Origin of the sequence: Rhodococcus sp. WMMA185 (assembly GCF_001767395.1) — a bacterium.
Lineage (GTDB): Bacteria > Actinomycetota > Actinomycetes > Mycobacteriales > Mycobacteriaceae > Rhodococcus_F.
Genome location: NZ_CP017014.1, coordinates 1,212,169 through 1,223,001, shown reverse-complemented (window position 1 = coordinate 1,223,001; position 10,833 = coordinate 1,212,169). Strand labels below are relative to the sequence as shown.

At 65.2% G+C, this 10,833-nt stretch carries 11 protein-coding genes and 1 pseudogene; 6 read left to right on the top strand and 6 right to left on the bottom strand.

Annotation, left to right across the window (positions count from 1 at the left end; translation table 11 throughout):
• Positions 1 to 26: 26 nt before the first annotated feature.
• A complete protein-coding gene (gene recG / locus BFN03_RS05495) occupies positions 27 to 2,282 on the bottom strand; it encodes an ATP-dependent DNA helicase RecG (RefSeq protein WP_070378166.1) in 2,256 nt (751 codons plus the stop codon).
• Between the two features lie 14 nt (positions 2,283 to 2,296).
• Entirely contained in the window at positions 2,297 to 3,982 is a 1,686-nt protein-coding gene (locus tag BFN03_RS05490; protein WP_070380644.1) for a DAK2 domain-containing protein, read from the bottom strand.
• Between the two features lie 235 nt (positions 3,983 to 4,217).
• Between BFN03_RS05490 and rpmB the strand changes: the two genes are divergently transcribed.
• Entirely contained in the window at positions 4,218 to 4,409 is a 192-nt protein-coding gene (rpmB, locus tag BFN03_RS20065; RefSeq protein ID WP_084385504.1) for a 50S ribosomal protein L28, read from the top strand.
• Between the two features lie 337 nt (positions 4,410 to 4,746).
• On the opposite strand, the gene BFN03_RS05485 is transcribed toward rpmB, so the two are convergent.
• Positions 4,747 to 5,997, bottom strand: coding sequence for an RNA-guided endonuclease InsQ/TnpB family protein (locus tag BFN03_RS05485; RefSeq protein ID WP_070380643.1), 1,251 nt, complete (start codon positions 5,995 to 5,997; stop codon positions 4,747 to 4,749).
• Here BFN03_RS05485 and tnpA point away from each other — a divergent pair.
• From tnpA to BFN03_RS05480, 3 genes and pseudogenes are all read left to right on the top strand, one after another.
• A pseudogene (gene tnpA / locus BFN03_RS20060) lies at positions 5,989 to 6,437 on the top strand (IS200/IS605 family transposase). The gene BFN03_RS05485 and the pseudogene tnpA overlap by 9 nt on opposite strands.
• A gap of 134 nt (positions 6,438 to 6,571) precedes the next feature.
• On the top strand, positions 6,572 to 6,727 hold the full coding sequence (locus BFN03_RS20575; RefSeq protein ID WP_198163387.1) for a YncE family protein: 156 nt from the start codon (positions 6,572 to 6,574) through the stop codon (positions 6,725 to 6,727).
• 86 nt (positions 6,728 to 6,813) lie between these two features.
• The gene (locus tag BFN03_RS05480; protein WP_070378165.1) at positions 6,814 to 7,623 is read left to right on the top strand and encodes an enoyl-CoA hydratase/isomerase family protein; all 810 of its coding nucleotides are present in this window, start codon (positions 6,814 to 6,816) and stop codon (positions 7,621 to 7,623) included.
• Positions 7,624 to 7,626: 3 nt separating this feature from the next.
• On the opposite strand, the gene BFN03_RS05475 is transcribed toward BFN03_RS05480, so the two are convergent.
• Genes BFN03_RS05475 through BFN03_RS05465 form a run of 3 tightly spaced genes read right to left on the bottom strand, consistent with a single transcriptional unit; the run spans position 7,627 to position 9,743 of the window.
• Positions 7,627 to 8,301, bottom strand: a complete 675-nt coding sequence (locus BFN03_RS05475) for a uracil-DNA glycosylase (protein ID WP_070378164.1) — start codon at positions 8,299 to 8,301, stop codon at positions 7,627 to 7,629.
• Entirely contained in the window at positions 8,301 to 8,822 is a 522-nt protein-coding gene (locus BFN03_RS05470) for a gamma carbonic anhydrase family protein (protein WP_070378163.1), read from the bottom strand. Before BFN03_RS05470 ends, BFN03_RS05475 begins: the two co-directional genes overlap by 1 nt.
• Before the next feature lie 9 nt (positions 8,823 to 8,831).
• Positions 8,832 to 9,743, bottom strand: coding sequence for a thiamine-phosphate kinase (locus BFN03_RS05465; RefSeq protein WP_070378162.1), 912 nt, complete (start codon positions 9,741 to 9,743; stop codon positions 8,832 to 8,834).
• A gap of 254 nt (positions 9,744 to 9,997) precedes the next feature.
• Between BFN03_RS05465 and BFN03_RS05460 the strand changes: the two genes are divergently transcribed.
• Both BFN03_RS05460 and BFN03_RS05455 read left to right on the top strand, forming a co-directional pair.
• Positions 9,998 to 10,231: an Lrp/AsnC ligand binding domain-containing protein gene (locus tag BFN03_RS05460; protein WP_070378161.1), complete on the top strand. Its 234-nt coding sequence runs from the start codon at positions 9,998 to 10,000 to the stop codon at positions 10,229 to 10,231.
• A gap of 2 nt (positions 10,232 to 10,233) precedes the next feature.
• Positions 10,234 to 10,830, top strand: coding sequence for a DUF3515 domain-containing protein (locus BFN03_RS05455; protein ID WP_070378160.1), 597 nt, complete (start codon positions 10,234 to 10,236; stop codon positions 10,828 to 10,830).
• Positions 10,831 to 10,833: the final 3 nt, after the last annotated feature.

Genomic DNA, 10,833 nt, shown 5'->3' with positions numbered 1-10,833 from the left:
GCAGATCCCCTTCGCATCCGCGACCGTCACGTCTTCTCCAGGTATTTGATGCGATCGGCGTCCAGGGCGGAGGTCATCATCGCCGAGAGTCCCGAGTGGTTCTCGAGATCGGGATCGTCCGCGATTACACTGCGGGCGAACTCGGACGCCGCCGCGATGACTTCCTCGTGACCGAGAAGCGACAACAACCGCAGTGTGGACGTCGTGCCCGACTGCGCCTCTCCGAGGATGTCGCCCTCTCGCCGGGTGGCCAGGTCGAGCTGTGCCAGTTCGAAACCGTCATTGGTCGAGGCGACATTCGACAGTCGTTCGTAGGCAGGGCTACCCGGGTTCATCGCGGTGACCAGAATGCACAACCCCTGGTGCTTGCCGCGGCCGACGCGGCCGCGTAACTGGTGGAGTTGACTCACACCGAAGCGATCCGCGTCGACGATCACCATGATCGTCGCGTTCGGCACATCGACGCCGACCTCGACGACGGTGGTGCACACGAGAACGTCGACATCTCCCGCCGTGAAATCTCGCATGACCGCGTCCTTCTCGTCCGAAGGGAGCCTGCCGTGGAGCAGCCCGACGCGTAGGTCGGGCATGATACGCCCGCTCAGTTCCTCGAACATCTCGACGACAGACTTCGTCTCGGGTTGCTTTTCACCGGATGCGTTCTCGCCGTTCCCATTCTCGCCGTCACCGATCCGCGAGCACACGACGTACGCCTGTCTCCCCTCGGCCACATCCTCGCGAATCCGATCCCACGCACGCCTCACCCACTGCGGTTTCTGGGACGCGGGTACCACGCTGCTCTTGATCGGTGAGCGGCCACTGGGCAGCTGGCGCAGGGTCGACACGTCGAGGTCGCCGAGTACGGTCATCGCGATGGTGCGCGGAATCGGAGTTGCCGTCATCACCAGCAGATGCGGGCTGAACCCCTTCCGAGCCCTGGTCCTCAACTCGTCGCGCTGCTCGACGCCGAAACGGTGCTGCTCGTCGACGACGACCATCGCCAGGTTGAAGAACTCGACCTTCTCCTGGATGAGTGCGTGCGTGCCGATGACGATGCCGGCATCACCGGTGACCGCCTCGTTCATCGCTGCCCGTTTGGCGGCGACCGGCATCGACCCAGTCAGAAGCGCCACCCGCGTCGCCTTTTCGTGCGTGCCGAGCTCCCCGGCGGTCGCGAGCGGGCCGAGCAACTCCCGTAGCGACCGGGCGTGCTGCACAGCGAGCACCTCGGTCGGAGCGAGCAGCACGCACTGATAGCCCGCGTCGACCACCTGGAGCATGGCGCGCAGGGCCACGATCGTTTTCCCCGAGCCCACCTCACCTTGCAGAAGCCTGCTCATCGGATGCGGTTGGGCGAGGTCGTTGGAGATCTCACCGGCCACAGCGTGCTGGCCGTCTGTCAACTGGAACGGGAGCATGTCTTCGAAGGCATCTGCGATTCCACCCGGAACCGGCAAGCACTGTGGCGCAACGCGATCGGCATTGTCGCGGCGACGCCGTGCGAGCACCAGTTGCAGTGCCGTCGCCTCGTCGAAGCGCAACCTGTCGCGGGCGTTCTCAACGTCCTCACGGGTGTCGGGCAGGTGCACCAACCGAAGCGCCTCGTCCAGACCGATCAGTGTCCGTTCACTGCGGATCCTCTCCGGCAGGGGGTCGTCGATGCGGTCGAGCTGGTCCAGAACCTGGCGGACGCACCTCATGATCGTCCAACTCTCGATGTCACGGGTAGCGGGATAGAGAGGTATGAGCGCGCGGTCGAAGACCGACAGGTCGACCCCCGACGAATCCTGCGAAGCCCGGGCAATGCCCGCAAGTTCACCGGCTCCGCGAATCCGTCCGACGTTCATCACGGAATCCTCGCTCCCCGCAGTCGGCTCGGGGAGGACCAGGTAGCTGGGGTGGGTGAGGCTCCACTTGCCCCGGAAGTACTTGACCGTCCCCGAAAACATCGCGCGCACGCCCGGCTTGATCACGTGCCCCACCCGCTGCGGGTTGAAGAAGGTCACATCGACGTTCTGCCTGTCGGTCGCCAGGACCACCTTGAGCATGCTGCCTTTTCGGCTCTTCATCTTCACGACAGCCGCGGAGGTCACTCGCGCGATGATCGTGATGTGCTCGCCCTCCGGTGGATCCTTCTCCGCAAGTTCCCGGCCCTGCGAGGCGTACCGGTGCGGGTAGTGCCGCAGCAGATCCTCGACGGAGCGGATGCCGAACGCCGTCTCGAGCGCATCAGCGGTCTTACGCCCCAGCAAGTGGTCGAGCCGGTCCGTGAGTGTGGCCATAGAATCTCTATCCCTCATTCCACCCCGAGTTGCAACAGGTCTCCAGGCTGTCCACCCTGGTAAACAATCACTTCGACGCCGGGGTGCCGTTGCGAGATGTGATCGGCCAGGTCTTCATCGAGCCCTGCCGGCGCCTCCGCCCCCATCAGTAGAGTCACCAGTTCCCCACCGGTACCGAGGACAAGGTCCGCGAGTCTTCGTCCGGCCGCGACGACGTCCGGTTCGATCACGATCACCTCATGGCCCATCAGGCCGATACCGTCACCGGGTTCGCAGGTGCCCACGTACGTGAGCGCGCGCTCGTGAGCGACCCGCAGCGATCCCCATCTGGTAGCGGCTGCCGCCTCCGACATCGCGAACGCATCATCCGCCGCCTCACGGCCGGAATCGTGCACTGCCAAGGCGGCAAGCCCCTGGACCATCGCAGACGTCGCGAGCAGCAGAACCTCATGTTCGGCGTCCCTCGCGGCGGCGCTGACCGCGACGAGTTCCTGGGCTGACAGCGCGCCGTTGGGGAGGACGAGAACCTCCCTGCGCCCCATCTGCCGGATGACGCCGAGTAGCTGGGCACGCGACACAGCGGCGTCATCACATCTGAGAACGGTGGCGCCCTCGCTCGCGAACAGTTCGGCTGCTCCGTCGCCGGCCGCGACGGCGACGATTCCGCGCTTGCCTCGAGCCGATGGGAGGCGGGCCCGCGAAGCGCGCAGTCTGTGATCCCGAGCGTCGACCAGGAAGCTGCTGATCCTGATCCCGTGTATTCGGCCTGCCGCGAGTCCTGCCTCCACAGCGGCCCCCGCGTCCATGCAATGCACGTGCACGGACCAGCCACCTCCACCATCGCTGACGATCACAACGGAATCGCCCAATTCGTTCAGATTGGCACGCAGGTCCGACATGCGGGACTCGTCGGAATCGGTCACGAGGTACATCACCTCGAAGTCCTGGTCGGAGTCGGCTCCGTCATGCCGATGCACACCCGCCTCGGACGGCGCGGGTCGCGTCGGAAGGGCGTCGACGGGTTCTCCTCCGTGCCCCGACGGTTCTCGGCGCGGAACGTGCAAGGCCATGGGGGCCCGCTCGGGCGGCGAACCGGTCACCGCCGTCACGAGGGCGTCGAGGATCACCACGAGTCCGAGGCCGCCGGCGTCGACGACCCCGGCGGCGCCCAGTACATCGAGTTGCGACGGGGTACGGGCAAGTGCCGTGACTGCCGCGTCCGCCGCGGCGTGGGCCGTGTCGGCAATCGGGGCGTCGTCCGCGAAGTCCGCGACCGCATTCGCAGCCGAGCGCAACACCGTGACTATGGTCCCCTCCACCACACTGCTCACTGCATCGGTGACCAAGTTCGTGGCCATGAGCAATCCGGTGCGCAGCGTTCGGGTGTCGATAGCGCCGGTGACGGCCGAGTCGGCGACTCCTCGCAGGACCTGAGACAGGATCGCTCCAGAATTTCCTCGCGCCCCTACGACCGCCCCCCGCGCCATGGCCACCGCTACCTGCCGGACCTCCCGCGTGCCGCGATCCATCCCCGCATACCGGTCGATGGCCTCGAGCGCCGAACGCATCGTGAACAGCAGATTGGTTCCTGTGTCCGCGTCCGGGATCGGAAAGACATTGAGGCTGTTTATCTCCTCGCAGCGTGCCTCGAGCCCCGCGACGGCCTTCCTCGCCCACGCCTCGAGAACACGACCGTCCATCAGGACCTCAGTGGCCACTGTCATCCTCTCCGCCCGCAGAATGAGTAAGGTGTCGCCAGACTAGTCGGGGATGCTGACGAGACCTGCCATCGCGGCCGTTCGCGGCCGGGTTTGGCCAATCCGCGTCCGAGGGGCTACGCTTGCACGGTTGCCTCCTACAGGGCGCGGCTGCTGCGCTGTGCCTTCATGAAGTCAGCAAATTTTACAGTTCACTATCTTGAAGGAGTTCGCGACTATGGCTGCCGTCTGCGACGTATGCGCCAAGGGGCCCGGTTTCGGTAAGTCGGTCTCGCACTCGCACCGGCGTACCAACCGTCGCTGGAACCCGAACATTCAGACTGTTCGTGCCGAGGTTGCCCCCGGAAACACCCGGAAGCTCAACGTCTGCACCTCCTGCCTGAAGGCCGGAAAGGTTACCAGGGGCTGACCCTCTGCTGCGTGTGATGCCACTGTGCCTCCGGCACTGATCGGCTTCTAACAGTCGCCGCAACACCCAACCATGGGAGTTGCGGCGACTTTGTCGTTCCAGCAGAGGTGGCGAGGAATCAGTGTCATAGGAATTTCGACGAGTCTTCCCCATTCCGCAGAAATTCTCGGGGGCGTTGTTTCGAAGTGTCCGCTCCGCCCGAACAGCATGCGGCAGCTCACTTCCGCCGCGATGTCAATGTGACTGAGCGGGACAGGCAAGGTTGATCAGTTCCTGTCAACTACTCAGCCCTGAAGGACTGAGCTTGCAGCTGTAACACCCCACTGGCTGTCAGGTGTCACGCCGCACCGGGGACCGTTGACTGGGCCCGGTAGTCTTCGGCGGCTCGATACGCGATGTTATGCGAGCCGACAATATCCGCGTGTTCAACGAAACCGCAGCCGAGACAACAGAACCGGTCCTGGTGGGGCCGGTTCTTCTTGTCGATATGACCACACCGGATACAACGGCGGCTGGTGTTCGCCGGATCCACCGACAACACCGGCACCCCCACCCTGGCGGCCTTATAGGAAATGAAGGCCCCGAGCTGCGCGAACGCCCAACTCGAGTGCGTGGCCCGTTGGGGCTTGCGAAACCGTACCCGTTCGCGGATGCCCGTAAGGTTCTCCAGGGCGATCCCGCGTCCGGTGCGTTCAGCCTCGGCCACAACCTTCTTGGATATCTGGTGGTTGACGTCGGCGGCGAACCGGGCTTCCCTCCGAGCCCGACGCCGCAACAACCGTTTAGCGGATTTGGTGTTCTTCTTCTGCAACGCCTGCCGCAGTTCCCGGTTGCGGGTGCGCCGGTCCTTCGTGCTGCCCCGTCCGGTCGGACCGTCCGGGGCGCCGTCCCCGTATTCGCGGAGCAGGTCGTCGCCGAGGGCCCGGTCGGAGGCGACGGCGATATTCACGATCCCCAAATCCACCCCGATCCACCCGTCCGGGGTGCGCAGATGCTCTCCCACCTCAACCGGGGGGTCGGGCAGCTCACAGGTGGCGATCAGATACGCGGTTGGCGTCCCTGTCCGGTCACGGTGTACGACGAGATCGGTTTCCCCCTTCCGGTAGTCGCGGAGCATCGCCACCTGGTCGGGGTGCCCGACGAACCGCAGGTTCTTCACCCGACCGTCGACCGTCCAGATCGACACGCTGCCCCCGCCCGTGTCGTTTGGGTCGTGTTGCCAGGACAGGCACCGGTCATCGAACGGTTGCGCCGCATCCGAGCGGAACCGGATCGGCGCGTTTTCCACCCGCTGCCGGCGCCGCGACCCTGCCGGCCCGTACCTGCCATTCCGCAGATTGGCCCGCAGGCTGGTGTACGAGTCCGCGACCTTGCGGATCACCGACTGCGCCACCTGGGCACCCAACCCACCATGCTCGCGGGCGGTGGCGTAGGTGATCGCCCGCAGATCACGTTTGCGGAACACCCGCTTCTCGTGCGCGATCCGGGCCACCAGGGTGGCGGTGTCGTTGCAGACGGCCAGGGTGCGCACCAACACGTCGAGTTGCTGGCTGTCGGCCAGCAACTTCACCCGCACCACCTGCTTCACACCCCGGACCGTAACAGTCACCTCCGACAAAACACCGGGAACCCAAACCGGGACGTGTGCAGGGGTCGTTCGGTCGTCTACAACCCGCATACACATGTGGTCTTCACTCCGAAGTGACGGCGCGGACCGTGCACCTATGAGCTGCTGGTCCGCTGCGAGGAGATCATGCTGCAGGGGTGAGGACTTCGAGACCGAACTGGTCGAGGGCAACGGCGAGGCCGACCACCTCCACTACCCGCGAAGGTCTCGCTGCCCACACTGGTGAACAACCTCTATGGCGTCTCGACCCGACGGCTGCGGCAAGAGTTCCCCGACCACATCCGTAAGTACCTGTGGGGTGCCCACTTCTGGCCGCCGTCCTACTGTGCAGGCTCGTGCGGGGAGCGCCACTGTCGAACGTCAAGGAATACATCGAGAACCAGAAACGCCCCGCACAGTGACGCGATTCCTCCCGGCCCTGAAGAACCGGGGTTCCTCGCTAGCTACCGCTGAAGCAGGAGAAAAATATGCACTGCTACACCGGTTTTCGCGCCTACCACCCGGTCGTGGCAGGGGGCCGGACGCAGTCTTCGGATTGACGACCATTCTTGCGATGTTGCTCAACAACGTGAACGCGGCAATTCCCGTCGGCGAGACCCCGACCGGGATAGCAATCACCCCGGACGGAGCCTGGGCCTATGTCACCAACAGACTTGACGGTTCGGTTTCGGTGATCGCCATCGACAGGTGAACCGGATCGCCGTGCTGTGCGATTCGAAACGGACACGGTACATCAGCGTGCGAAAAAGGCCTGACAGGCCCACGTAAAGTACAACCGTGACGACTCTCGAACAACTCAGCAAAGTCCGGATAGACGACAACGTTCTCCGCATCACGATCGCCACAGCTGAGAACGGAAACACCCTCGACGACGAGGGCCTCGAGCAGGGCACCCACGCGCTCGCCGCGGTCGGGGATCGCATCGGCAGTGTGCTCCTCGTCGGCGAGGGACCGAACTTCTGCGCCGGCGGCAACGTGAAGGCCTTCTCGTCCGCTCCGGTTCGCAGCGAGTACGTTGCCGGAGCTGCCCGCGTGTTGCACAACTTCGTCCGCGCACTCGACACCACCACCGTTCCGGTGATCGCCGGCGTACAGGGATGGGCGGCAGGCGCAGGCATGAGCCTCGTCTGCCTGGCAGACGTAGCGCTCGGCGGTCCCGGCACCAAGATGCGGGCGGCGTACCCCTCCATCGGCTTCACTCCGGATGGCGGCATTTCCTGGACGCTCCCCCGCATCATCGGTGATGCCCGAGCTCGCGAGATCCTGCTCACCGATTCCATCTTGAGCGGGGACGAAGCAGTCCGGTTGGGCATCCTCAGCCGTCTCGTCGGCGACGATGTCATTCAGGACGAGGCCTTTCGACTCGCCCGAATACTCGCCGCCGGACCGACGTCGTCATATTCGGGAACCAAGTCGCTGTTGCGCGCGTCGAGGGCACGCACACTCACCGAGCAACTGGACGCGGAGGCGGCGTCGATCACCGCCGCCGCGGACAGCCCGGCAGGCAGAGAAGGCGTCGACGCGTTCGTCGAGAAGCGGCGCGCTGATTTCACTTCCGTGAAGAAGGCCAGCGCGCAGGAGCTGTAGGAGCTACGGCAAGCGCCAGTCCACAGGTTCTGCGCCCAGGCTGCCGAGTAGTTCGTTCGCCCGGCTGAACGGCCGAGAACCGAAGAATCCCCGTCCGGCGGACAGCGGCGACGGATGCGCCGACTCGATGGTGGGGACATCGCCGAGCATTGGCTTCAGCGTGGATGCGTCCCTGCCCCACAGGATTGCGACGAGGGGTTCTGGGCGCGCCACGAGCGCGCTGATCGCCTGCTCGGTCACTGCCTCCCAGCCCTTCTTCCTATGCGAAGCCGGGAGTCCCGGCTGCACCGTGAGGACCCTGTTCAACAGCAGCACCCCCTGACGTGACCACGCAGTGAGGTCTCCGCTCAACGGCGTCTCGTAGCCGAGGTCCATGCTGTACTCGGTGAAGATATTGGCCAGACTGCGAGGTACCGGACGCACCTCTGGGGCCACCGAGAAACTGAGGCCTACGGCGTGCCCTGGCGTCGGGTACGGGTCCTGTCCCACGATCAGGATCTTGACCTCGGAGAACGGTTGAGCGAAGGCCCGCAGGATATTCTCTCCGGCAGGCAGATAACCACGCCCGTCCGCGATTTCCGCGCGCAAGAAATCGCCCATCTCCGTGATGCGCCCGGAAACCGGCGCGAGTGCGTCAGCCCACCCTGCTTCGACCAGGTCCTGCAACGGCGCCTTCATCAGTCGAGCCTGCGCAGAGCCTCGCGGTAATAGACCGCATTCGCCGCATACATTTTCACATTCATCTCGATATGTCCCTCCGGGACCTCGTAGTTCTCCCGGATCTTGGCGGGAATGCCCAGTGCCATTCTGCGTGCAGGCACCTGGAAGTTGAACGGAACGACAGCGCCTGCTCCCACCACGGAGCCTGCGCCGACGGTCGAACCGTTGAGCACAACCGAACCGGAAGCGATCAGGCAGTGATCGCCGATCGTGGAGCCCTCGACGTGCGCAGCGTGCCCCACCACGCAACCAGAGCCGATCACCGTCGGATCGATCGGCGTGCAATGGATCACGGCACCGTCCTGGATGTTCGTCCCGGCCCCGATCGTGATCGTGCCGTAGTCGGCGCGGAGCACGGCCTGGGGCCACACCGAGGCGCCCGCGCCCAGCGCAACACCGCCGATCACCACCGCGTCGGGATGGACGTAGGCGTCCGGGTGAATGTCGGGTTCGCGGTCCCCGAGCGCATAGATGGCCATGCGTGCAACCTATACCGAAAAACTCTGCCAGCCTCCAGCCCCCGGCCAGGTCTCACCGTCGACCTTGACGCCCGATCCGTCAGTCACCGTTCCGATCTCCGTCCAGCCCTCCGGCAGCGCAGCTCCGGCAGGGAAGGTCGCTGCGAAACCATGATCCTCCCCACCTGTCAGAACCCAGCCCCAGTGGTCGACGCCGATCGCGGCTGCCGCCGCCTCTACATCAGCGGGGACTGCGAGGTCGGCTCGGGCGAGGGATATTCCGACTCCCGAGCTTTCACAGATGTGACCGAGATCGGAGAGGAGTCCGTCGGAGATGTCGATCATGGAACGGGCACCTCCGGCGGCAGCCGCCCGAGCCGCCGCATACGGGGGCGTCGGGACGCGGTGTGCCGCGAGGAGCTCCGGGAAATCCGAAGAACCGGCAAGCAATAGGGCAAGACCAGCGGCCGATCGGCCGAGCGACCCTGCCAGTGCGACAACGTCTCCCGGCCGGGCCCCCGAACGCCGAATCGGGGCTTCGCCACCCAGATCCCCGATTGCGGTGACGGAAATCACCACTTGCCCGGCCTGCACCAGATCCCCGCCGACCACGCCCGCCCCGAGCTCCTCGGCCGCCTCACCGATGCCGGCCGAGATTTCGACTGCCACCTCGGCCGGCGTGTCCGGTGGCAGGCCTGCCGATACCAGGAAAGCCGTGGGCTGCGCTCCCATCGCGGCAATGTCGGCCGCGTTCTGTGCCACCGCCTTGCGACCCACGTCCCGGGGCGACGACCAGTCGAGTCGAAAGTGCCTGCCCTGCACGAGCATGTCGGTCGATACGACGACCCGACCGTCTGGGGCCCGAACCAGAGCCGCGTCATCGCCGGGGCCTACCAGAGTGGACTCCGGCTGCGCACGACCGGCCACAGCTCGCTCGATCATCGCGAATTCGCCGACGTCGGCAACTGTGGCCGGGGCGTTCGGGTCCGGGAAATTCGTCGGTGTGATGGTGTGCCTCCATGGGGGCGGTGGTGTCGGGGTGCCCGCTGTGACCGTGGGACCGGTCGCGCGATCGACGACTGCGGTACCTTCAAGCTGTTGCCGGGACTTTCCGGCGATCGAAGAGATCAGCGCCAGAGCACCCGCGACTCTACCGAGATCGCGGCGGCGCGGAGCAGGAAAGGGCCGGAACGAGGGTGCAAGCGTTCATCCTGATCCAAACCGAGGTCGGTAGGGCTGCGACTGTCGCATCCGAGATCGAGAAGATCACCGGAGTTCTCACCTCGGAAGACGTGGTCGGACCGTACGACGTCGTCGTCCGGGTCTGTGCCGACGAGGTTGATCCCGTCGTCCGGGAGATCCGTCGCGTCCCCGGGATCACCCGAATCCTCACCTGTGACATCCCCGAGAAATCTGCGAACAAGAACTGAGCATGCCCGACCTCGAACCAGACCAGAACACGCCCGCCGAAACGTCCGACACGGCACCAGTCGAACGTAGGAATCCAGCACTCATCGCGACGGCCGTAGCGCTTCCCGTGGCATTGGTGATCGGTATTATCGCCGCCGCGGTGATTGCCGGGCGAAGTCCGGCCCTGCAACCGGTGGCGCTGGGTCCGGTACCGGCACCGTCATCCAGATCCGCCGAATGCGACGCCCTCATGGCGGCGCTGCCCGACAAACTAGGCGACTACACCCGAGCCGAACTCGTCGAACCCGCACCCGAAGCCGCCGCAGCCTGGCAACCCGCCGAAGGAGAACCACTGGTCCTGCGGTGCGGTCTGGACCGTCCCGCCGAATTCGACCAGGCATCGGCCCTGCAGGTGATCAATGGAGTCCAGTGGTTCGAGATACCTGGCGAAAGCGCCGGAATCGACGCGAGCAGTTGGTTCGCCGTCGATCGGGGCGTGTACGTGGCGCTTACGGTTCCCAACGGGGTCGGCCCCACGCCGCTGCAGGACATTTCCGACGTGGTCGCCGAAACGCTGCCCGAACAACCTCTCGATCCAGCACCAGTGGTGATTCCCTGATCG

What these genes read in the sequence shown, in the direction of transcription:
- BFN03_RS05490 (WP_070380644.1), bottom strand. Translation starts at nt 3,982, where the DNA reads ATGGACGGTCGTGTTCTCGAGGCGTGGGCGAGGAAGGCCGTCGCGGGG.
- rpmB (WP_084385504.1), top strand. Translation starts at nt 4,218, where the DNA reads ATGGCTGCCGTCTGCGACGTATGCGCCAAGGGGCCCGGTTTCGGTAAG.
- BFN03_RS05465 (WP_070378162.1), bottom strand. Translation starts at nt 9,743, where the DNA reads ATGATCGAGCGAGCTGTGGCCGGTCGTGCGCAGCCGGAGTCCACTCTG.
- recG (WP_070378166.1), bottom strand. Translation starts at nt 2,282, where the DNA reads ATGGCCACACTCACGGACCGGCTCGACCACTTGCTGGGGCGTAAGACC.
- BFN03_RS05470 (WP_070378163.1), bottom strand. Translation starts at nt 8,822, where the DNA reads ATGGCCATCTATGCGCTCGGGGACCGCGAACCCGACATTCACCCGGAC.
- BFN03_RS05455 (WP_070378160.1), top strand. Translation starts at nt 10,234, where the DNA reads ATGCCCGACCTCGAACCAGACCAGAACACGCCCGCCGAAACGTCCGAC.
- BFN03_RS05475 (WP_070378164.1), bottom strand. Translation starts at nt 8,301, where the DNA reads ATGAAGGCGCCGTTGCAGGACCTGGTCGAAGCAGGGTGGGCTGACGCA.